Origin of the sequence: Herbaspirillum sp. meg3, assembly GCF_002257565.1 — a bacterium.
Lineage (GTDB): Bacteria > Pseudomonadota > Gammaproteobacteria > Burkholderiales > Burkholderiaceae_D > Herbaspirillum.
Map to the genome: position 1 here is coordinate 497,999 of NZ_CP022736.1, position 22,762 is coordinate 520,760.

General features: G+C 52.2%; 22 protein-coding genes. 5 read left to right on the plus strand and 17 right to left on the minus strand.

Going from position 1 to position 22,762, the window contains the following annotated elements; all coding sequences use genetic code 11:
* Positions 1–63 precede the first annotated feature (63 nt).
* The 3 genes from hmeg3_RS02275 to moaA form a co-directional block, all read right to left on the minus strand.
* A complete protein-coding gene (locus hmeg3_RS02275; protein WP_094562296.1) occupies positions 64–2,544 on the minus strand; it encodes an arsenate reductase (azurin) large subunit in 2,481 nt (826 codons plus the stop codon).
* Between the two features lie 13 nt (positions 2,545–2,557).
* Positions 2,558–3,082 carry an arsenate reductase (azurin) small subunit gene (locus hmeg3_RS02280; protein ID WP_094562297.1) on the minus strand — a complete coding sequence of 175 codons (525 nt, stop codon included), beginning with the start codon at positions 3,080–3,082 and terminating at the stop codon, positions 2,558–2,560.
* Between the two features lie 163 nt (positions 3,083–3,245).
* Positions 3,246–4,370 carry a GTP 3',8-cyclase MoaA gene (gene moaA, locus hmeg3_RS02285; RefSeq protein WP_232511824.1) on the minus strand — a complete coding sequence of 375 codons (1,125 nt, stop codon included), beginning with the start codon at positions 4,368–4,370 and terminating at the stop codon, positions 3,246–3,248.
* Positions 4,371–4,485: 115 nt separating this feature from the next.
* Between moaA and hmeg3_RS02290 the strand changes: the two genes are divergently transcribed.
* From hmeg3_RS02290 to hmeg3_RS02300, 3 genes are read left to right on the plus strand one after another with little or no spacing between them, the layout of a single operon-like run.
* The gene (locus hmeg3_RS02290) at positions 4,486–5,280 is read left to right on the plus strand and encodes a PhnD/SsuA/transferrin family substrate-binding protein (RefSeq protein WP_157739199.1); all 795 of its coding nucleotides are present in this window, start codon (positions 4,486–4,488) and stop codon (positions 5,278–5,280) included.
* 8 nt (positions 5,281–5,288) lie between these two features.
* A complete protein-coding gene (locus tag hmeg3_RS02295; RefSeq protein ID WP_094562299.1) occupies positions 5,289–6,725 on the plus strand; it encodes a sensor histidine kinase in 1,437 nt (478 codons plus the stop codon).
* Positions 6,718–8,064, plus strand: coding sequence for a sigma-54 dependent transcriptional regulator (locus tag hmeg3_RS02300; protein WP_094562300.1), 1,347 nt, complete (start codon positions 6,718–6,720; stop codon positions 8,062–8,064). The genes hmeg3_RS02295 and hmeg3_RS02300 overlap by 8 nt, the downstream gene beginning before the upstream one ends.
* Positions 8,065–8,098: 34 nt before the next feature.
* On the opposite strand, the gene phoU is transcribed toward hmeg3_RS02300, so the two are convergent.
* The 5 genes from phoU to pstS form a co-directional block, all read right to left on the minus strand.
* Complete coding sequence (phoU, locus tag hmeg3_RS02305) at positions 8,099–8,806, minus strand: phosphate signaling complex protein PhoU (protein WP_157739200.1); 708 nt, start codon at positions 8,804–8,806, stop codon at positions 8,099–8,101.
* 19 nt (positions 8,807–8,825) lie between these two features.
* A complete protein-coding gene (gene pstB / locus hmeg3_RS02310; protein WP_094562302.1) occupies positions 8,826–9,623 on the minus strand; it encodes a phosphate ABC transporter ATP-binding protein PstB in 798 nt (265 codons plus the stop codon).
* Positions 9,620–10,465 (minus strand): phosphate ABC transporter permease PstA, encoded by an 846-nt coding sequence (pstA, locus tag hmeg3_RS02315; RefSeq protein WP_094562303.1) that lies wholly within the window; start codon positions 10,463–10,465, stop codon positions 9,620–9,622. The genes pstB and pstA overlap by 4 nt, the downstream gene beginning before the upstream one ends.
* A gap of 8 nt (positions 10,466–10,473) precedes the next feature.
* Positions 10,474–11,496, minus strand: coding sequence for a phosphate ABC transporter permease subunit PstC (gene pstC, locus hmeg3_RS02320; protein ID WP_232511826.1), 1,023 nt, complete (start codon positions 11,494–11,496; stop codon positions 10,474–10,476).
* Positions 11,497–11,562: 66 nt separating this feature from the next.
* Positions 11,563–12,594: a phosphate ABC transporter substrate-binding protein PstS gene (gene pstS, locus hmeg3_RS02325; protein ID WP_094562305.1), complete on the minus strand. Its 1,032-nt coding sequence runs from the start codon at positions 12,592–12,594 to the stop codon at positions 11,563–11,565.
* Between the two features lie 199 nt (positions 12,595–12,793).
* On the opposite strand from pstS, the gene hmeg3_RS02330 reads away from it, so the two are divergent.
* Complete coding sequence (locus tag hmeg3_RS02330; protein ID WP_094562306.1) at positions 12,794–13,141, plus strand: helix-turn-helix transcriptional regulator; 348 nt, start codon at positions 12,794–12,796, stop codon at positions 13,139–13,141.
* 12 nt (positions 13,142–13,153) lie between these two features.
* Here the strand turns inward: hmeg3_RS02330 and hmeg3_RS02335 are convergent, their stop codons facing one another.
* The 8 genes from hmeg3_RS02335 to hmeg3_RS02370 form a co-directional block, all read right to left on the minus strand.
* The gene (locus tag hmeg3_RS02335; RefSeq protein ID WP_094562307.1) at positions 13,154–14,239 is read right to left on the minus strand and encodes an ArsO family NAD(P)H-dependent flavin-containing monooxygenase; all 1,086 of its coding nucleotides are present in this window, start codon (positions 14,237–14,239) and stop codon (positions 13,154–13,156) included.
* A gap of 1,067 nt (positions 14,240–15,306) precedes the next feature.
* On the minus strand, positions 15,307–16,164 hold the full coding sequence (locus hmeg3_RS02340) for an EamA family transporter (RefSeq protein WP_198361773.1): 858 nt from the start codon (positions 16,162–16,164) through the stop codon (positions 15,307–15,309).
* 35 nt (positions 16,165–16,199) lie between these two features.
* Positions 16,200–16,922, minus strand: coding sequence for an arsenical resistance protein ArsH (gene arsH / locus hmeg3_RS02345; RefSeq protein WP_094562309.1), 723 nt, complete (start codon positions 16,920–16,922; stop codon positions 16,200–16,202).
* Positions 16,903–17,334 carry an arsenate reductase (glutaredoxin) gene (arsC, locus tag hmeg3_RS02350; protein ID WP_094562310.1) on the minus strand — a complete coding sequence of 144 codons (432 nt, stop codon included), beginning with the start codon at positions 17,332–17,334 and terminating at the stop codon, positions 16,903–16,905. Before arsC ends, arsH begins: the two co-directional genes overlap by 20 nt.
* Positions 17,335–17,343: 9 nt before the next feature.
* Positions 17,344–18,552 (minus strand): MFS transporter, encoded by a 1,209-nt coding sequence (locus tag hmeg3_RS02355; protein WP_094562311.1) that lies wholly within the window; start codon positions 18,550–18,552, stop codon positions 17,344–17,346.
* A 1-nt stretch (position 18,553) separates the two neighbouring features.
* Positions 18,554–19,837 (minus strand): arsenic transporter, encoded by a 1,284-nt coding sequence (locus hmeg3_RS02360; RefSeq protein WP_094566092.1) that lies wholly within the window; start codon positions 19,835–19,837, stop codon positions 18,554–18,556.
* Positions 19,838–19,944: 107 nt separating this feature from the next.
* On the minus strand, positions 19,945–20,457 hold the full coding sequence (locus tag hmeg3_RS02365; protein ID WP_094562312.1) for an arsenate reductase ArsC: 513 nt from the start codon (positions 20,455–20,457) through the stop codon (positions 19,945–19,947).
* A 48-nt stretch (positions 20,458–20,505) separates the two neighbouring features.
* Positions 20,506–20,841, minus strand: a complete 336-nt coding sequence (locus hmeg3_RS02370; protein WP_094562313.1) for a helix-turn-helix transcriptional regulator — start codon at positions 20,839–20,841, stop codon at positions 20,506–20,508.
* 479 nt (positions 20,842–21,320) lie between these two features.
* On the opposite strand from hmeg3_RS02370, the gene hmeg3_RS02375 reads away from it, so the two are divergent.
* Entirely contained in the window at positions 21,321–21,689 is a 369-nt protein-coding gene (locus tag hmeg3_RS02375) for a hypothetical protein (RefSeq protein ID WP_094562314.1), read from the plus strand.
* A gap of 1 nt (position 21,690) precedes the next feature.
* Here hmeg3_RS02375 and hmeg3_RS24615 read toward each other — a convergent pair whose 3' ends face one another.
* Positions 21,691–22,512: a hypothetical protein gene (locus tag hmeg3_RS24615; protein WP_157739201.1), complete on the minus strand. Its 822-nt coding sequence runs from the start codon at positions 22,510–22,512 to the stop codon at positions 21,691–21,693.
* Positions 22,513–22,762 lie beyond the last annotated feature (250 nt).

Below are 22,762 nucleotides of genomic sequence, written 5' to 3' on the forward strand. Positions count from 1 at the left end.
AAGACCCTTTCTTAAAGTGAACGCGGAAAGCCTTGGCTCTCCGCGCAAATACAGTGACGTTCTCTATACGTTATCGAACGCACGTCGTTTGGTAGAAACTGATTTCTTGTAGCGTTCGATAGAGCCGACTTTACGGATACTTCCCCACGTTCCTTTGTAATAAGGAATGATGTTGCGATCCACCCAGTCAGTTGTCACGTTGCCCTGAATGCCATTGACGTAGCCGAATAGCATGAAAGTCTGGGAGGGCTTAATGTCTTTGACCGGGTAGGCCATAGCATGCGTTGACCCATAGTCATTGAACACTTCAACGACGTCGCCGGCGACAACTCCGAGCGCGCGGGCGTCATCAGGGTTGATCTCGATATAGGCCAAGGGATAACGTCCCTTGACGAATTCGTTGTACTGGTCGTGATACGCGGTTTGCCAGACTTCATTCGCCCGACCGTTGTTTAGCCAGAATTTGTGCTTTTCTTTCAGCGCCTGTACTGGTGGTGGCAAGCCGTTCCACGATGCAGGTTTGAACTGCGCCTTGCCGTCTTTGGTGTCAAACTTGTTGTCGTCATAGTGAATCGGCGTGCCGATTAACTTTCCGTTCTCGACGCGTTTGATTGGCAATTGCACGCCGTTCGTGCCGGCTGACCGCAGCAGCGCGTAAGTTGCCAAGTGGCCAGTGTCGCCACCCTGGCTATCGATCGGACCGGCACCCGGCTGTCCAGCGCGCCGGAATCCATCATTGAACGCATCCTCCTCGGTCTTCCAGTCAAATCCGGAGAATTGCGTCACCATTTCTGTTTTACCTTCGGCTGCATAGAGACCTTTGATCGTATTGGCGACTCTCGCTGCGATCAGACAGTCCGGCATGGCTTCACCTGGCGGGTCCATAAACTTCTCCGACAAACGCATGCGTCGCTCGCCATTCATCGACGTCAGATTCATCTCTCCCGGGTGCGCCGCCGGTAGCATCAGGTGAGCTGCCTCAGCAAGCTTGGTCGGATAGAGATTGATGCTGGCGACGAATAGTCCACCCTTGCTGGTCGCCTCGTAGATGATCTCAACCATCTCCGCTGCAGTAGCACCACGGGCCTTGGTCATTGCATCCTTGACGATCTGGCTGCGGCGGATGGTGGCTTCGCGCAACCCTTGGGCATTGTTCGAAGTCTGGAAGTTGTTGGAACCCCACCAGGTCATCATGCGGCCCCGGCCTTGGATGATTTCCTGATCCACGTAGATTTTTTCGCCGGTCGGATGCGGGGGACGTACATATCCTTCTTGGTGGCCGCCCATGCGGACACAGCCGGTACCACGCCGGCCAACGTTCTGGGTAGCAATAACCAAATTCAGGAGTGCGGACTGAATGTTGTAGTTGTCATTTCCCCAGATGATGCCTTTTTCATAAGCATGCATGGTGCGGGGTGTTTTACCAGGCGCCTTTGGCTTGTATGACCATTCCGCCGCTTGGCGCAGCTTCGCCTCTGACACTCCCGTGATGCGGCTGCATTCGGCCAAACTGATTTTGGTCGACTTAACGGCTTCGTCGAACCCGCTGGTGTGCGTGGCAATGAAGTCCTTCGCAATCCATCCCTGTTCAACAACATAAGAAAACAACCCATTGAACAGCGCTGCGTCAGTTCCAGGATTGATATCGAGGTGCAGCACCCGGTCCTTGGCCACTTGCTCAGCGATAACAATGGAGGTCGTGCGGCGCGGATCCACAAAAATGAATCGCCCCGCCTCAACAGGCTCACCAGCGAACCACTGCTTTTTCTTTTCCACAGTGGCGCCCGAGAGATTGGGTAGCCAGTGGTTGAGAAAGTAATTGGTCTGCGCTTCATAGGGATTGTTGCCGATAGACCAAATGACATCTGCAACCTGCGCGTCTTCATAGCTGTTGTTCAACTCGCCGATGCCCATCTCACGAGTTGCATGGCATTCGGAGTTGTACGCAGGACGATTGTGAATACGTACTGTCGGCGTCTTGATGGCACTGAACATCAATTTTCCGGTGCCCCAGGTATTTTCAAAACCACCGCCGGCGCCGCCATGGTCAAACGTCGAATACATGATGCTGCGCGGGCCATCTTTATCCAGGATCTTTTTGATCAGACCGCCATAGATAGCGAGCGCGTTATCCCAGGAGGTGTCCAGCCATTGATCGCTCGCATACAGACGTGGATACAACAAACGTTCGTCGGTAATCCCATCAGGGGTATACATGTAGGTAGCCATTTTTCCGCCTCGCGTCGAACTGAGGCCGGAATTGACCGAACACTGTTTATCCGGAACGATCATGATGTTGCTGCGCTTGCCGTCGCGGCCGGTGATGACGTTTGTCATAGCCGGCGTAAGTGTTACGGCCATCGGCGGAAGCTGCTTTGTAAAATCGAGTCCCAGTGCGTTCTGGTTGGGAGCCCGTCCACCTTCGCTGTTGGCATCCCATTTGTAGACGTGGTAGCCGCAACCGACGATACAGAAGTGACACGTCATGTTGGTCTTTTGTGCATTGACCGGTGGCAATGCGATACGGTCTTTCATATTGGCCATGATGTTTTCCCGATCAGAGTACGTTGGACTGGCGGCCGTAGATCAGGCCGTTGACGCCGACTGCGGTGACAGAATCAGTCTTGGCGTCATACTTCAGATCAATCTGCGGAAGATTCTCTGTCGCGTGCCCGCATACCATCTGGCCGTTGTTCTCTGGATCGAAGATTGAATAATGACAGGGACATTTGAACGTCTTGGCCTCGGTGTCAAAGGACACTGGGCAGCCCATATGCGAACACAGAATGCTGTAAGCCACGATGTTTCCTTCGGGGCCCACACCACCTGGCGCCGCTGAATCCATCTTCAGTGCGACGCATGGGGAAGCTGCATCGGGATAGTTGAAACTGATGGGGGTAAGAACCTGCATCCCCCGAGACTTACCAACTGACGTCGATGGATAGGGTAAGGTCGTTGCACCCAGATTCGGTTTTGTTTTTGTCGCAGCTTCGGCCGTGGCGTGCGCGCCCACGGTACCGACTGCGGCAACTGTCGCCGTCGTGGCTTTCAGGAATGCGCGGCGGCTCACTTGATTGTCCATCGAATGTCTCCCTCGTTATGTGGTGACATCTACTAGGCAATATGTGTGCTCACGTGCTTGCGTTTGTTAAGTGTTTGAATTGATTCATTTGTTGTGTCGCATCATATCGATGACGTTACGAATGAGTAACCGAACAGCGTTACGTATCGGTAACCGGCTGCGATCATCCACCGATATACGACATCTCTACTTTGGCTGCGCGTGAAGCGTCCAATGTAGCCCGGCGTTCCGAATACCGGTCCTCGCGTCCTCGCCAGATGCTTGCCAGTCGTTGCTGTAGTGTCTCGTCCGAGGAGCGCGAATCACGCAATATGCTTCGCAAGTCGGCACCATGCGAACCAAACAGGCAGGTATATAGTTTTCCGTCCGTCGATAACCGTGCGCGATTGCAGGTTCCGCAGAAGGGAGCGGTGATGCTGGAGATTAATCCCAACTCGAGGCTACCGTCGGCCAACTTATAGCGCTGGGCGGTTTCACCGAATCGGTCGTGAGGTAAGGCCTCAAGCGTGTAGCGCTCCTGAACTCGGCTGACAATCTCGTCAGAGGGAAACACGTAGTCAGATTTCCAGCCATTGGTCGACCCGACGTCCATGAATTCGATAAACCGGAGAATGACACCGCTGCCCCGGAAGTGTTCGATCAATGGGAGAATCTGATCGTCGTTATAACCGCGCTTTACGACTACGTTCACTTTAACCGGTGCCAAGCCAGCCGCTAGCGCGGCGTCGATTCCGCGTAAAACAGCATTGACCGAAAAGTCGACGTCGTTCATTCGCCGAAAAACCTGCTCATCGATTGCATCCAGACTTACGGTAATGCGATCCAGCCCGACTTGCCGCAGTATGGACGCCTTCTTCTCCAGCAGACTGCCATTTGTCGTCATCGCTAAGCGAATACGCTCGCCATTCTCTGTATTCAGTTGAGACAGGCTAGCGACAAGTTGCTCCAGATTCTTGCGCAGCAAAGGCTCACCTCCGGTAAGCCGCAGTTGCGTGACGCCAAGCTTTATCGCTATCCGCGCTACACGCTCGATTTCCTCAAAGCTCAACATTGAACTTGAATTCAGATAGGGATAATCCTTATCGAAGATTTCCTTGGGCATGCAATAGGTACAGCGGAAATTGCAGCGATCGGTAACGGAAATGCGCAGGTCACGTAGTGGCCTGGCGAAGCGATCAACGATAACTCCCTGCATAGGCTCATTACTGCTCAAAGGAAGCAGAGAGACCGCAGGCGAGAGGGAATTGAGCCATCGAACGGGTTGTTCCAGCATCGCTTCTGTCTCCATTTATTATGCTTGCATTGTTACCTCGTCGTAATATACTGTCAAATAAATTTAGACGTTACCTTTTCGTAACACTATGAATAATAGCCGGAGACTCTTCATTGGACAGCTTGGCGCTATGCCTCTTCTGGCTTGGGCCGATACCCCTGTGCGTATTGGATTGACACCCGTATTTCTGGACGAGCGATCTGGCTTTTTAGGCCGATTTAGGTTGTATCTAGAGGCCGCAATTGGGCGCTCGGTGGAATTCGTTCAACGTCGCAGCTATGCTGATATTGTCGAAAGGCTGCTCAATGGAACATTGGATACTGCGTGGATTTGCGGCTATCCCTATGTTCAGCATAAGACCGAGATGCAGTTGATTGCTGTACCGGTGTATCAGGGGACGCCGACTTACCATTCCTACATTATTGCCGGCACCAGCATTCCTGATGCACGCACATTTACCGATTTGAAAGGAAGCGTCTTCGCCTATTCAGATCCGCTTTCAAACTCTGGATATTTGTACGCCCAAAGCCTGCTCTCTTCACTCAACGTCAAAGATTCCGCGTACTTTCGAAAGTATTTTTTTACCTTTGGCCATCAGAGTGTGATTCGCGCTGTTGCCCAAGGATTGGCCAATGCGGGATCGGTCGACGGCTACGTATGGGACAGCCTTGCCGCTCTTTCTGACTCCAACACAAAGGCAACGCGGATATTGTCGAAATCGGAGGCGGCTGGATTTCCACCGTTCGTTGCATTAAAAAGTCTTGATAGCCAATTGGCGGAGCGGTTACGAGCCGCTTTTCAGACCATGCATGAAACTGAAGGTGGTCGACAACTATTGAGTGAACTTCGTCTGGACAGCTTCAGTGCCGGCACGCCTGCGCAATTTGCGTCCATTGAAGCCACGATGCATCGAGTAGGTCTGTAGAGGATGCGATGCGACTGAACAACCTCAGCTATCTCATCAAAGTACCGCTAGCGCTATGCCTGGTCAGTATCGGTTCTGCCATTGGCGTATTCATTGCGACCTACTATTTGCTGGTCAGCTATGTTCAGAATGAGTCGCTCACACGCGTCCAACAAATAGCCGGAACGATTGCCGCCTCCGCTAAGGGCGCCATTGCCAGGGAAGAGATTTGGGATGTTTATAAGCAGATTCTGGCCGCCAGTGAAGTCGACACTGGTACCGAAATCATCGTGCTGAACAATCAAAAGCAAATTCTTGTTGCCTCAGACCCCATGAAATTCCCGGTAATGAGTTCACTCAGTATTTTGCCCTCCAGCCTGCGAAAGCTTGTCTTAAGTAGCGATCAACAGGAACGCTCAAGTGGTCTTTTTTCTGTCTCCAACGACAGATCAAACGATGTCTACGGTAGTGCCGCCGCCGTGTATTCGGAGGATTCCGGCAGGCTTGGCACAGTCTTGGTATTGAGCCGCCAAGATGCAACGCTGCCAAAAGTTCGGGATCTGTTGTGGAGAATGCTGATTCTAACGGCGATCGCCTTGGCGATCATCGTTCCGCTTGGTTGGCAACTGGGAAGAAAGATTGTCTCTCCACTCAATCGCTTAAGAATGGGCATGGCCAATATTGGCGAGCGACAAACAGCATTGATTGATCCACATGCGGACATTGGGACAGATGAGATCGGACAGTTACATCGCCAGTTCGTCACGATGTTTCATGAGTTGGAAAACAAAGATCAATTGGAGCAACAGATTCAATCTGCGGAGCGCATGGCATTGGCCGGGAAACTCGCCTCTAGCGTCGCCCATGAGATCAACAATCCTCTTGGGGGCATGCTCAACGCGGTCAGCAATCTGAGGATGCATGGCTATGATGACCCCTTCGTGGAAAAAACAGTGAGTCTCATCGAACGTGGCCTGCGACAAATTCAAGACTCCATGTCCGCGTTGATGGCCCAAGCACGGCGCGAGCATACACCGCTGACCTTGAAAGACTTCAATGACCTTCAGCTCCTGACTGAGCCGCAGGCCCGTGAAAGAAATATCTCCGTCTATTGGACGATCACGAGTCCAGAGAGCGAGTTGGGAATCAGAGCAGTTCCTATCCGGCAAATCGTCTTAAATCTGGTACTCAATGCCATCAAAGCGGCCGAGCGACAGGTCACCGTGCTGATCGTCAGCGACCCAGTATCGCTGAACATTCATGTCACCAACGACGGGCAATCGATTTCTGCACAACGCGAATTCGTCGTTCCGACACAAGATGAAACAGGACGCACAGGCTTAGGCCTGTGGGTCTGCTTCCAACTAACCAAGCAGCTAAATGGCAGTCTCGATATCGCCCCTATCCCAGGTGACGGCGGCACGGTTGCTGTTTTCGAGGCCCCATTGGAGAATTTATATGCCTAGTGTCTTACTCATTGAAGACGATCCCATTATGGGTGAATCTATTTGCGACCGCTTTATGCTTGAGCAGATAGATCATGAATGGATTCAGTCCGGCGCCGCAGCCTTAAGCCGCATGAAGCAACGCAAGTTCGATTGCCTGATATGCGATATCCGCCTGCCAGATATCAGTGGTGAAATCCTGTATCAACGTGCCCAGGAACAGGGATTCATCGATTACCCAGCCATTTTCATCACCGGCTATGGCACGCCTGCGCAGGCAGACCGTTTGATGTCAAAGGGTGCTGTCGACTATCTCACCAAACCTCTCGAGATGGAGCACTTGGTCAGCCGCATCCGGTTCCTGACCGATGGCCGCGGCGGGCCACTGACAAAGGCAAATAAGCCAACGTTAGGGATTTCTCGCGAAATTCGACGGCTCGAGGAGATGGCCGTCAAATTGGGGAATCAGTGGAACTCGATTCTTATCAGTGGCGAATCCGGTGCCGGCAAGGAAGAGCTAGCGCGAGTGCTGCACCAATCAGCGGTCGGAGAGCTCAAGCCTTTCATTACTGTCAATTGCGGTGCAATCCCAGAAAACCTCATCGAAGCGGAGCTGTTCGGCTACGAGAGAGGAGCGTTCTCAGGGGCGGTGAAAGCACATCGCGGCTATTTTGAGCAGTCCGATGGCGGCACCATCTTTTTGGACGAGATTGGGGAAATGCCAGTCGCAGCGCAAGTTCGCCTGCTTCGTGTCCTGCAAGACCGGTCTTTTAAACGCTTGGGTAGCGAAAAAGTCGTCAAGGTCGACTTCAAGCTGATTACCGCCACTCATCGAGACATTCGCGAAGAGGTGAAATCGGGCCGCTTCCGGGAAGACTTGTACTATCGGATCAACATCATCCAGCTACGCGTTCCACCACTACGCGAGCGTACAGAAGACATCTCCTGGCTAGCAAAGCTGTTTCTGGAGCAGTGGAATCAGACCCATCCGGCGTCGCCCCGCATGCTGTCTGAGCAAACCTTGCACTTCCTCTGTGCGCAAAAATGGCCCGGGAACGTACGAGAGCTTAAACACGCTGTCGAACGTGCCTGTCTGCTGACAGCGCATCCGCTACTGCGCCCGGAAGACTTCGACCTGGCCAGCACCGTCATTGAAGGTATCGCGGGTGCGCAGGCTCCCGGCGCCTCAGGTATCGTCAGCCTCGCTGAATACACCCGGGAGCAGGAACGTCGCTATCTAATTCAGGTACTGGACCATTACGGCGGACAAATGACGCAGGCGGCGGCGGCGCTTGGCATTAGTAGAAAGACCTTATGGGACAAAGCAAAAAAACTCGGCATCAGGGAAACAGCGACGTAATACGAATCGATGCTTCTCTGATGCCGACAAGGGGTTAATCGCTCTCCAACTGTAGGGTCTGACTATCACGCGGCAGGTGACTGATATCTTTTCCTTTGACGACACGTACCAGGCTTTCAGCAATATTGGTGGCATGGTCACCAATACGCTCGATTGCCTTGGCGATCAACGCGAGGTCAACAGCAGCGGAGACCTGCTCAGGCGTGTCTAGTCGGAAGGAAATCAGTTTCTTTAAAACGTCGTTATAGTCGGCATCGATAGCACTGTCTTCGTTGAGGATGGCTGCGGTCGCACTCAAGTCCTGCTCTGTCAATGCATGCAATGCAGACCCAACCAATGTTCTCGCCTTGGTGAGCATTGCAGTCAGTTCCTGCAGCAAACTATTAGTGAAGTGGGCAGACTCCAATAGCTTGACAGTGGTAACGCCGATCTTCTTGGTCTCGTCGCCGATACGTTCAAGATCATTGACCGTTTTGACGACGGACATCACCAGGCGTAAATCAATCGCAATCGGCTGACGCAACGCGATGATCTGCGAACATTGCTGATTCAGCTTGATTTCATACTGATTGATTTCATTTTCCGTCGCCTGTATTTTTCCATGCGGGTCGCTCACGTACCGGCCTGACATCGCCTCCAGTGCATGTCCAATTTGGCGATCTACCAGGCCACCCATGAAGGCGATCCCTCGCAAGAGGTCATCAAGCTCGTGGTCGTACTGCTTTGAGGTGTGGCTTTCCATAGAAGCTCCTGTGCCGGCTTTAGCCAAAGCGGCCGGTAATGTATTCTTCAGTCTTCTTATGAGAAGGATTGTGAAATACATCCTCCGTCTTTCCGAATTCGACCAGTTCCCCTAAATACATATAGGCGGTCCGATCAGACGTACGTGCTGCCTGCTGCATGTTGTGTGTCACGATAATGATGGTATAGGTCTGCTTCAGTTCGTGAAGAAGCTCTTCAATCTTTGAAGTGGACTTGGGATCCAACGCAGAAGTCGGCTCGTCCATGAGCAGCACTTCAGGATCTGTGGCTACCGCACGCGCGATGCAAAGGCGTTGTTGCTGCCCTCCGGACAAGCCCAATGCGCTCTTGTGCAGATCGCCTTTAACTTCATTCCAAATCGCAGCCTGTTTCAGTGCGGTCTCTACGCGAAAATCCAGTTCTCCCCTGCTCAACGCTTCATGATGACGTAAAGCTAGGGCAACGTTTTCGTAAATAGACATGGCAAAGGGTGTGGGAGCCTGAAACACCATGCCAACTCGGGTACGCAACTGATTGATGTCGTATTTTGGACTGAGTATGTCATCGCCATCGAGCAAGACTTGTCCCTCAGCCCTTTGCTTCGGATAGATGGAATACACACGATTAAGAACACGCAACAGCGTGGACTTCCCACAGCCTGAAGGACCGATAATGGCCGTAATTTCTTCAAGCGGAAAATCGAGAGATACATTCTTTAGCGCATGGCTTTTGCCATAGTAAAAATCTAAGTTCTTCACGCTAATCTTCGAAGCTACTTCTGTCGTGCGGCCGACTTCTGAACGAGCAAGAGAATTCATCGGATTGCCTTCCCACGATTAATGATGAAACGGGACGTCACGGCCAAGAACAGTACGAATAGCGTCATAATCAGCGCTCCTGCCCAGGCCAGTGCGTGCCAATGCTCATAAGGACTCATTGCAAACTGGAAGATCACAACGGGAATGTTCGCCATTGGGCCATTTGGTGAAGGCGACCAATATTGGTTATTCAACGCGGTGAAGAGCAACGGGGCGGTCTCACCGCTGATGCGAGCCAGCCCCAGTAGCACCCCCGTCAGAATCCCGGCCTTGGCCGCACGAGAGACCACCATGGAAATAACTTTCCACTTCGGGATGCCCAAAGATAGCGCAGCCTCTCGCATCGGTTGAGGGACAAGACGCAGCGCTTCATCCGTGGTACGGACGACTACCGGCAACAAGATAATCGCCAAGGCCAATCCTCCCGCCCATCCTGAGAAATGTCCAATCTGTCGAACCACCAATTCATAAATGAACAAGCCGACCACGATGGATGGTGCTCCAAGCAAGATATCGTTGACGAATCGAATGCTCTCGCCTGTACGAGTACGTCGATGAAACTCCGCTAGGAAGACACCTGCGAGGATGCCAATTGGCGTACCCACAACAACGGCAATGAACACCATTACAGCACTACCGTAGAAGGCGTTGAGCAAGCCACCAGCTTCGCCTGGCGGCGGTGTCATCTCGGTGAAGAGCTTCAGATTCAGGGCGTCGTAGCCATTGACGACTGTCGTCAGCATGATCCAAGTGAGCCAAAAGAGTGTGAACAATGTTGCCATCGTGGAGATGACGAGCACGGTGCGATTAAACAGGCGCCTGCGAAAATAACGATCTGACATAGCGTTCCTTAATGCGAATCGTCGTGATGGCCAGTGCGCAGCAACAATAGCTTCGCAATGGCCAGGGTAATGAAGGAGACAACAAACAAGATGAAGCCAAGCCCGATCAGCGACGAAAGATAAATCTCTGAATCGGCCTCGGTGAATTCATTGGCCAGCGCTGCTGCAATGGAATTACCGGGCTGCATGAGCGATATCGTCAGATCGTGGGCATTGCCCAGTACGAATGTCACGGCCATGGTTTCACCCAGCGCACGACCGAGGCCAAGAAAGATGGCGCCAATAACGGCAGAGCGGGTATAAGGCAACACGATGTGCCAAATGACTTCCCATTTGGTCGCGCCCAATGCGAATGCCGATTCTTTCAGGACAGGCGGTGTCAACATGAACACGTCGCGCATGACTGCGGTGATAAAGGGAATGATCATGATCCCCAAAATAATCCCCGCAGTGAGCATGCCGATACCTATGGGGGCACCATCGAATAGCACTCCGATCCAAGGTATCGCGCTGAGGTGATCAATCATCCACGGCTGCACGTAGGTAGCCATGAATGGGACGAATACAAATAAACCCCACATGCCGTAGATGATGCTGGGGATCGCTGCCAGCAGTTCAATGGCGGTGCCGACCGGGCCACGCATCCAACGTGGCGCGACCTCCGTCAAGAAGATCGAGATGCCTAGGCTAACCGGCACGGCAATGATGATCGCAATAGTCGAACTGACCACGGTGCCGTAAATGGGAACGAAGGCGGCGAATTTTTTATTGACCGCATCCCATTCTGTACCGGTAACAAAATCCCATCCAAAGGTGTGGAAAGCCATCTTGCCGCCCCAAGCCATAGAGGCTGCAGCGGCGATGAGAAGAGCCAGTACAAAATAACCGGCAAAGCCCGCGACCCCGTGAAAGAGACGATCCGCACTATGGTCGCTCAGCATGCGTTTGCGCATGACCTTTACCGCCGGCCGATCAGAGGTCGTATTGCTGATTTCAGGAGTGACCGATGGGAGTTGTTCGAGAGTGGACATAGATGGCTACTAATAGAGGGGTTTCAGACTAGTGGCGGCTGGCATTTCTACCAGCCGGCACACTAATTACGAGCCAAAGTTGAAATTCTTCGCCCAGTACGCCTCGATCTGTTTTACCAACGCCGGTGGCAATGGCACATAGTCCAGCTCATCAGCCTGCGGGCCGCCACGCTCCAGTGCCCATTTGAAGAAGGTGAACGCAGCTTTTTGCTGTTCGGGATTTTTCGCTTGCTTGTAGAGGAGAACAAAAGTGGTTGCCGAGATCGGGAATGATTTTTCACCTGGAGCATCAGTGATCACGAAGTCAAAATCCTGAACCTTGCTCCAGTCTGCATAAGCAGCAGCGGACTGAAACGAATCTGCGTCAGGAGAGACAAATTTACCGGCCTTGTTTTGCACCTGGGCAAAGTTCATCTTGTTCTGCTTGACGTAGGCATACTCAACGTAACCGATGGAGTTTTTCAGCTGCTTGACGTAAGCGGCAACACCTTCGTTGCCTTTACCGCCGACCCCCAGTGGCCAGGAAACGGAGGTGCCTTCACCAACTTTGTCTTTCCATTCGTTGCTGACCTTAGAAAGATAGTTGACCCAGTTAAATGTGGTTCCCGATCCATCCGAGCGATGAACGACGGTAATTTTTGCATCGGGCAGCTTGATATTTGCGTTGATCTTCACCAGCGCAGGATCATTCCACTTGGTGATCTTGCCCAGATAGATGTCTGCGAGAACGGCGCCAGTAAACTTCAAGGTGCCGGGGACAACACCATCCAGATTGACGACAGGTACAACGCCACCGATGACCAGAGGAAATTGCCCCAGGCCGACTTCGCTCAACTCTTGCGGAGACAGAGGCTTATCGCTGGCACCGAACGTGACAGTCGATGCTTTAATTTGAGCGATACCGCCGCCGGAACCGATAGATTGATAGTTGATGCGGTCTCCGGTCATCTTGTTATAGTCGTTGGACCATTTCGCCAGAATTGGATAAACGAATGTGGAACCAGCACCGGTAATTTCAGCGGCGGTCGCAATTGTGCCCATGGAGACGGTCAATGCCGCGGCCAGCAGGCCTTGGCGGAACAGCGAAGTGATTTTCATGTTTCCCTTCCATCCTTTCGTTAATTGAACAACATATCTAGAAATATAATATATCTAGAATTATCGAAATGATAGGCAGCATTTATGACAAAGACATGACATGGGACGCCGTATCGCCAGTTTCTATGGGTTCCGGGATAGAATAGTTGCAGAACTATGGAAATGACCCGTTTGATCTTTACCCGACTGATAGACACACATGGCTGATGTAGGCACCAAAAACGCAGTAAAGCTGTTGAGCGCCCTTGCTCAAGAGTCCCGCTTGGATATTTATCGCCACCTGGTAGAACTGGGTCCGGAAGGTTGTTCAACCGGTGAGTTGCGGGATCGGCTCGGCATCCCTGGCGCGACGCTGTCTTTCCATCTGAAAGAACTGGTTCACGCCGGCTTGTTGACTTCAGTGTCAAAAGGCCGGTTTGTGTTTTATCAACCAGATTTTTCGGTGATGAATGGTTTACTGCATTTTCTGACGGAAAACTGCTGCAATGGCGAACCTTGCCAAATTTGCGTTCACGAAGACGCCGATACTGCTGCAACATCCGCATAAGCAGGCGATAGCCTATAGGTTTGCCGGCAGACCTTCCAGAAACTCAGCAACTTCCATTACGGTACTACGAGCCGTTCGCGTCACACCAATAATCGTGGCTGAAGCCAGACCGGTCCATTCTCCATAGCCGACCAGCCAAAGTCTCGGCTCCTTGGTAGAGTGCGTTCCCTCCACATCGACGCGTCCATTCGCGTTGATCACGTTTAATCCTACGAGATGGTCTAGTGCTGGCCGAAAGCCTGTACACCAGATAATCGCATCGACGACAGATTCTGAATCGTCGGGCCATACAACGCCCGACGTCGTAAATCGTTCAAACATCCGTGTGGCTCGCAAAACACCACGGTCGCGGGCGGCCTTGACCGATGGGACCATGACAATATCTCCAAGGCTACCGGCGATAGGCGTCGGTTGTCCTGCTTGAATTGCCTTTAAACGTGCGGTTGCCTGTTCAAAAAGTGCTTGGCCATCTATATCGTCTGGCAAGAAGCGAGGTTCTGTCATCGTCACCCAAGTCGCTTGAGCAACCTCGCTGATCTCTGCAAAGACTTGCGCGCCGGAGTTGCCGCCTCCCACGACGATTACGCGCTTACCAGCAAATTCTGCCGGCGACGTGTAGTGAGCCGAATGTATCTGGACACCAGAGAAATGTGGCGCTCCAGGTAGCTCTGGGATAAACGGCTTACTCCAGTTCCCGGTCGCACTTACAACAGCCTTTGCACGCCATCGCCCATCCTTCGCCGCAATAACAATCCGATCATCAACTGCTTGCATTGACTCAACCCAGACGGGCCTCTTCACTGGCAAAGAATATCTTTGTTCGTATTGAGCCAGGTAGCTGATGACGTCATCTCGTGAGGGCGGATTATTGTCGGACGGTGGCATTTGCCATCCCGGCAGGGAACTCCATGTTGCGGATGAAAATAGCCGCAACGAATCCCATCCATGCCGCCAGGCGCCCCCAGGACCTTGCTCTGCATCCAGCAACACGAAGGACAAAGAAGTACGACGCAAAAAGTAAGCGGTCGCCAACGCGGCCTGGCCACCCCCGACAATGATGACATCGACATCTGGAGCTACGCCTGCACTTGATTTCATTGCATCTGTTCTTTCATGAAGGGAGGATCTTTGGACTTAAAGTTCTGCAGAGGGCTAATATAAAACCCTATCCGTTTCGTCCGAAACGACAACAAAATAGTTGTTTGAATGGAGGTCCATTCAGCAAAATATCGTTGACGCTCCAGTTAATAGAGTTGGGTTCGTAGCCAATCGATCTGTGCCCTCTTATGCCTGTCATGGTGCCGTGACGTTCAGGTGAACACAGGGCAATTCTTTTAGACCGGTTGCTCAGATCGCGCAGTTCCATGACCTTGATGCGTGCGTGCGGTTCGTTGTCCGGCAGCAGCAGGCCTCTTCTCTAGACCTGTAGATTTTCTAAGAATGCGCTCACGCTTAAGCAGAGGGCGGTATCCATATCTTAATAATTATTGAATTGAAGCCTCGACGCAAGATTATTTCAGGTGAACATAAGCGGGGCTAATTCAGCGCACCGGGAAAATTATGCGCTTGCAATGAAGCGAGGTTATATTTACGTTATCTAGTTGCCGATTTCCATTAGCTAATCCTAACTACTATCGACACCTTATTAAGGATTTATTTTGAGAAATATTGCTTCAGACTGCCATCAAATCGTCACTTCGATCGAGCGAAATTCGACCGTGCGTGTTCCGCAACGCATGACGGGTTGGAAAATTGGTCAACGAGTATTTTTCAGCATTACATCCGAAGGAATTGCTGTCACTGCGCGTCCCGGGAAACTCTTCAAAGGACGCATCTTGTCGTCCAGAATTGCTCGTCGAAACAAACCAATGAAGAGCTAGCTGTCGATTTACTGAGATGGATCCGACACCTCCAATTGGATGAAACTAACGTTTCATCCAATTTAAGTGTAAAAGTGTGTCATGGAGTTAGGCGAACAGGAGGCGATCATTGCGCAAACGTCTGTGGCCTTCAAACATGCAATACCCATCGTTCTGGCGTAGAGTGGACGCGATATGATGAGTTCCTTTCAAAGCTGCATATTCCAGTGAATTTACGAGATTACCTCCCCATAACTTTTTTCAGATTTTTGCTTGTTCGGCTGACGGGAATTATTCCAGCGTTGTCTAACGATTTAACGGAACGATGGTGATGAGCAAGCCTATTAGCATCATTGTCATGCCGGTTAGTCGAAGTGGCTCAAAAACTTCCCCAAATACCAAATGAGAGGTAATGGCGCCAACACAAGGAACCAGCAACGCAAAGGGAGCCACCGCTGCAGCAGAATATCTTGCCAAGAGACTTCCCCAAACCGCATACCCTAGAATTGTCGCAAAAAAGCCGAGATAGACAACAGCAGCAAGACTTTCCCACGACGCACTGGTGATCGCAGATAGGATTGAGGCGTAGCCCCCGTCTAGGGTAATGGTCAAGATGAATGCAGGGAGCGGTGGCACAAGACTAGCCCACACCATCAGATGGAGCATATCGACTTTGCCGATTCGCTTGACGAGAACATTGCCGACACTCCAACTCAACGCCGATGCAAGCATGATCAAAAATGCGGCGAGAGGGACGCCGTGACCAAGCGTCAAGCTAATCGCAACGAGTCCTACCAACGCGACTACCATGCCGCTTATCTGCTGGCGGGAAGGTCGGTCTCCCAATACGCATACAGCGAGTAAAACGGTCAGAGGAGCTTGTGCCTGGGCGACTACTGCCGTCAAGCCTGCTGGCATGCCCATCGCGATACCAAAGAACTGCAAAAGAAATTGACCCGTAAATAGCGTGAGCCCGATGAGGATCAGCAGTCTCCAGGAAATCGCTGGTCGAGGTAACCAGAGAACGCCAATCGCAGCGCAGGTAAATCTTAGCAAAGTGAGTTGTGGCGGGGTAAAGCTTCTGAGTCCGACCTTGCTCAGAACAAAAGCAATACCCCAGATAGACGCCACCAAGATCGCAAACACCATATGTCTAGGACTCATACGTGTTTGCGGCCTAGTAGTCATTGTCGTCTTTCTTAGATCGAACGAATATTGACCCGTTTGGCGAATTCTTCGGCAGATTCTCGGCGCTCGCTGTATCGATCTACCAGAAACGGAGAAACATCACGAGTCAGCAGAGTGAACTTGAAGAGCTCCTCCATGACATCCACTACGCGCTCGTAATAAGACGACGGCTTCATCCGTCCATCTTCTTCAAATTCGAGAAATGCCTTGGCGACGGAGGACTGGTTGGGGATGGTAATCATCCGCATCCATCGACCGAGAATACGCATCTGATTGACCGCGTTGAAGGACTGCGAGCCGCCCGAGACTTCCATGACTGCCAGCGTTTTTCCCTGAGTCGGACGAACGGAGCCTTGTGTGAGCGGAATCCAATCGATTTGTGCCTTCAGGATGCCTGTCATGGCCCCGTGACGCTCTGGTGAGCACCACACCATCCCTTCGGACCACACGGCCAATTCGCGCAGCTCCTGCACTTTCGGATGTGTTTCCGGCTCGCTGTCCGGCAGTGGCAAACCACGCGGATCGAAGATTTTAACTTCACCGCCCATTGCCTCGAGGAGGCGTGAGGCCTCCATCGTCAGCAAACGGCTATAGGAGCGTTCGCGCACTGAGCCATACAGCAGCAAGAACCGCGGCGCATGCGTCGAGGTAGCGACATTGGAGAAGTCGGTCGCCGCCGGCGCCTTGAAGAGATCGCCGGCGACGTTGGGAAGGTCATTTAGCTGGTGCGACACGTTGGCCCTCCGCGTTGATGACAACTTCGCCGTCTTCCTTGGTAAAGGGGCCTTTTTGAGGATTCGGCAGGATATCCAGCACTGCCTCTGACGGACGGCACAGCAGCGTGCCCTTGGAAGTCACAACAAACGGGCGATTGATCAGGATCGGATTGGCGAGCATGGCATCGAGCAGTTGCTCATCCGTCAGCGCAGGATTGTCCAGGCCGAGCTCGGCATAAGGTGTGCCTTTTTGGCGAATCGCTTCGCGCACGGTCAGGCCCGCATCCTTGATGAGGGTAATCAAGGTGTCGCGCGACGGCGGATGCTGAAGATACTCGATCACGGTCGGCTCTTCACCGCTGTTACGGATCAAAGCGAGCGTATTGCGGGACGTGCCGCAGGCCGGGTTGTGATAGATCGTGGTAGTCATGACGTTGTCCTAAGGAACAGAAGAAATTGTTTTGGAGCGTGAAGGCGTAGTGGCATAGAAGAACAGCCCGGCGCCAAGACTGGCAATGCCAATCAGCGCGACGATGGCACCTGGATAGCCACCACCAGCGGCATAAAGAAGAGATGCAACGAAGGGACCGGCGGCAAAGGCAATTGTTACTGGTGTAGCCATGGCACCGCTGATCGCCCCATATGCTTCGCGACCATAGAGCTCCGCCGGCAAGGTCCCCCGGACGATAGTCATGACACCGTTGCCGATGCCATACATGGCGGCAAATAGCCCATAGATAAGTAGCCATTCAGCCGGTGCGAACAACAAAATCAGGGCCACAGGCAGCAGGCAAATTGCGATGATCCCAATTTGCCTGGTCGTGGAATTCTTGCCGAACGTCGCCTCCAAGATGCGCCCCAATACCTGCATCGGCCCGATCAACGCGCCAATGCCCGCTGCGTAGTACGCCGACATGCCTCGGTCATGAAGAATGGAAATCAAGTGCAGCGACATCGCTGAAAACACCAGGGCATTCAATGTGACCGCTGCCGTGAGGAGATAAAAGCTGGGTTCACGCAGCACGGTCGCCAGGCCGATGCTCTTTGCTGCGCGGTCCTTGATCTTTGCTTTGATGCTGGCGGCCCTCGGTAACAAGGCGTGGATCGGCAAGCAAATAGCAAGATTGGCTACTGCATAAATCATCCAGGTTTCACGCCACCCGTAATGTTCCAGGAGCCATTGCGTCAGCGGCCAGGAGACGGTGCTGGCGAAACCTCCGAAGAGCGTGAGCATCGTGATTGCGCGCCGAAAGCCACCCTCAAAGATCTGAGTGATGACGGCGAATGCGGGCTGATAGAGCGTAGCGCTCATGGCCACTCCAATACCTGCCCAGATTAAATAGAGGCCTGCCACACTATGTACGGTAGAGAGTAACGCCAGCATCAACGCAGCCAATACTGTTCCGGCACCCATCAACAAGCGGCCGCCCACACGATCAATGACGCTTCCAGCCAGCGTCGACAGCAATCCCGAAATCAGCAGCGCCAACGAATAGGCGCCAACGATCACCGGCTTAGAGGCTTGCAGTTCTATCTGCATGGGTTGCATGAGCACGCCATACGCATAGAACATGGAGCCCCATCCGACAATCTGGGTGAGTCCAAGAGACGGAATCAACCAAGCTGGCTTGCGAACGGTGGTATCCATGCTAGACGCTCAGTCGCAAGGCCAGTGCAGACAGCGTCACCAGCAAAACCGGAATCGTGAGCATGGCGCCTACGCGGAAGTAATAGCCCCAGGAGATCTGAATTTTCTTGGCAGCCAGCACGTGTAGCCACAACAGTGTCGCCAAGCTACCAATCGGCGTGATCTTTGGCCCCAGATCACTTCCAATGACGTTGGCATAGATCATGGCTTCTTTAACGACGCCTTGTGCTGTCGCAGCATCAATTGACAAGGCACCGACCAAGACCGTTGGCATATTGTTCATGATCGAGGACAGGAACGCTGTGAGCAAGCCGGTGCCGATCGCCGCGCCCCAAACGCCATGCTGGGCGAATCCATTCAACAGACCGGTGAGATAGTTCGTCAGGCCAGCATTGCGCAGTCCATAGACCACCAGATACATCCCCAGCGAAAAGAAGACGATCTGCCACGGCGCACCCTTGATCACTTCCCGGGTCGAGATGACGTGGCCTTTTGCGGCGACAGCCAGCAGGATAAGCGCACCGACTGCAGCGACTGCACTAATTGGCACACCCTGACTTTCAAGCCAGAAGAAACCAATCAGCAACAGGCCAAGGACCCACCAACCGGCAATGAAAGTCGCTCGGTCATGAATGGCATCAGTTGGCTTTTTGAGCTGATCGAGGTCGTAGTTGACCGGAATATCACGACGAAAATACAAGAACAGCACTAGTAGAGTCATGATTACGGAAACGATGTTGACCGGGATCATGACGGCTGCGTACTGTGAGAAGCCGATTTTGAAAAAGTCGGCCGAGACGATATTCACCAGATTCGAGACGACTAGCGGCAGGCTCGCCGTGTCGGCAATGAAGCCAGCGGCCATGACAAATGCCAAGGTAGCTTGCGGTGAGAAGCGCAGCGCCAGCAACATGGCAATGACGATCGGGGTAAGAATGAGCGCTGCGCCGTCGTTTGCGAACAGCGCGGAGACAGCTGCGCCTAGCAGTACTAGCAACACAAACAGCTTGCGGCCGCTGCCACCTCCCCAGCGGGCAACGTGCAATGCCGCCCATTCGAAGAAGCCGGCTTTATCTAAAAGCAAGCTGATGATAATGATCGCTATGAACGTGCCGGTCGCATTCCACACGATATGCCACACCACAGGAATATCGGATAACTGAATGACGCCCAAGGCCAAAGCAACCAAAGCTCCCGCGCATGCACTCCAACCAATGCCGAGCCCGCGCGGCTGCCAGATTACAAAAACGAGAGTCAGCAAGAAGATGATGAAGGCGGTGAGCACGTTGTTTTTATCCTTGAAGTGTTGACTGTCCGGCCACGCCGAACGCATTGATGCGGGAAGGAGGCAAGCCGCAAATCGACTTGCACTCCCTCCTTTCCGACTGACGACTAGACTTGGCTGGCGCCGATGGCATCCATCTCGCGTTTGATCGCGGTCTTCTCAAGTGTGTGGAATGGCAAGCTGTTGAAGATATTCACACGAGTAGTAATTTGACGAGCGACCTTGGAAAATACGGCGCGCTTTTCTTCGTCGGTGCCGGTTGCTGCAGCTGGATCTTCAAAACCCCAGTGCGCCGATATAGGTTGGCCTGGCCAGATGGGGCAGACCTCACCGGCGGCGTTATCACAGACAGTAATGATGAAGTCCATCTTTGGAGCGTCTGGCGTCGCGTATTCGTCCCAGCTCTTGCTGCGCAGCTTCTCCAATGGATAACCTGTTGTCTTGATTTGTTCGACGGCCAGCGGATTAACAGTGCCCCCTGGGTGACTGCCGGCGCTGTAAGCATTGAAACGACCTTTGCCCATGGTGTTGAGCAAAGCCTCTGCCATGATGCTGCGAGCGGAGTTGCCGGTGCACAGGAAGAGAACGTTGTAGGTTTTGTCGGCTTGATTGGCGCTCATAGAAGATCCTATTGGTAGGTTGGAGTTGCGGGAACGACGGACGACAGCTTAAGTCGCCAATCCTTCAGTTTCGTGACATGCGCTGGCAGGAGAGCAAACGTTGCCTCCACAGCAATTTTCCGTAAGAAATCCGAGCACCTGGTTCATCGTGTCGTAGTTCGCGGCGTAAATAACGAACCGGCCATCCTGGCGTGGCACAACCAGCGATGCGTGAGTGAGCTCTTTCAGATGAAAAGACAGGGACGAAGGGGCGATACCGACATGCTCGCCAATTTTGCTGGCGGCAATTCCTTCAGGACCGATCTGAACGAGAAAGCGGAAGATTGCCAGACGAGACTCTTGTGCGAGTGCGGCTAGCGCAGATATGACGCTTTTGGTTTCCATGATCGTTATCCATTATATTGTTCAACAATTCCATTGTTGTCGAAATATAGAATATTTGCAAGATTTTATTGGCAGTGTCTCGCTTTCGTGATTTGTGTACAGGATTGAACCGAGTGTATTTCTATATCGCAGGGTCCTCCCGGCGCGAGGTGACCATTCAAGCCGGTTCTTTCGGGCGCCCCTAGTACTAATCTAAATCTGGTCTCCCATCAGGTGCCAACGACAGAGACATCTCGAACCGCGTCTTCTATTTGGTTTGGAACAGAATCGATCAAATCTCGAAAGATGGAAAATGAGGGGTGGGATGTCCCTACTGCAGCTGTTGATCACTAGTGGAAGCTGGATAAGTTAGAGACGCACAATTCTGCGGGCCGAGGAACACGATTTTTGATCCAAGAAACTTGCGTGCTGGAAGGGGAGATATATAAATAAGTCATCTGAACCACAACGGCCTGATTGGTCAAAAATGAGGAACCAAAATGACTTATAGAAACCCCCGATTCATCGAAGAAGCGTACGTGAATTTGTTTAATATCCCCGCTAATTCATCGATCATCGTACGCCAGCAAGATAGGTCTTCGCGACGATATCAGCAATGTAAATTAACGCGAGCGACCGGACCCATAGTGGCCGTAGCCTGTCGAGATTTTGCCGGCAGTCATTTCAGTTTGAAGATAAATCTGGACGATCGCAGTATCGGATTTCCCGATGATGATGACGATATTCTCTGGAGTGAAATACTATTGGGGGTGGTCTATCGTTCCGCGGTAGATCTCTTGGAGATGGATGTCTATGATCCCGAATATCTCATCACGAGAAGTGCCATCGCGCTTCGAAATGCAAAATAAATCAACGCACCAAGGATGCTGTTCTGGCGAGCCGCATCCAATCAGAACGATTCTGTAGGAACCAGAATATATCGCTCGATTGGATATTGCCTTCAGAATTGATATTTCTATTTTTCCTGATGAATTCAAGATAGATAGGAGGAAGGTATTTCGCCAACGGAGCGATAGGTTGATGAAAGATATCAATCGGCAGATGCTTTAAGAGTGGGTGCTCATGACGAATTTTCTCAGCATCAGACCAAGCCATGCAAAGTATTGTGAAATATTCGAATTTTTTGAGCATTCGTAGCTCTTGAAGCATCAGATAAATTGTATTCATCGCGCTCATACCAAGTTTGGGATCAGGAATTTTTTTGAGCGCCTGCACCAGTACTTTTCCAAAATAGACGCGCATCTTTTTAATTTCTGGATCGTCGTCGTTTTCTTCTTCTTCTTCTTCTTCTTCTTCTTCTTCTTCTTCTTCTTCTTCTTCTTCTTCTTCTGTCTCGCCGTCTACGACCTCTTCCGCACTTGCGACGATCCAATAGTGGGTGTCGTCATACTCGCCGTCCGGAGGGCGTAGAGCGTAACGAAAGGACGGATCCAATTTTTGGACTGCCAGTTCAAGTTCTAACCTGCTCCACTTTCTTGGCGAGTAACTTCTCCAAAGAGGACTGCGATAGTAATGAGCGGTGCCCTCCAATACACGCTCGATGCGATTGAGTCGTGACTCGGACGGCGCTACCAGGCCGCGGCAGTAACGGTCCCACATCGACGCCCACTTGCCGTCATAGCCCAGAAGGCCTTCAACGGTCGCTTTCCTAGCATTTGCTTCCTGGTACACCGCCAAGCTCCAGATCTTGATTCTGGTCGCTTCATACCTTGCACGAGGGGGCCTACCTTTTTTCATAAGTTCAAATAAATCAGATAGATAAGCATAAAACAAAGAAAGTTGACATTTTACTATTGCGCGAGCGAAGTCGCCTATTAGCATGAATTTTAGGGGCACGCCTAATCGGAAACCACATCGTGTGGCAGATCCTGACTGGTCTTGTCTTGGGGGAAATTCATGTTGTCGCGATACGTGGTCGCGG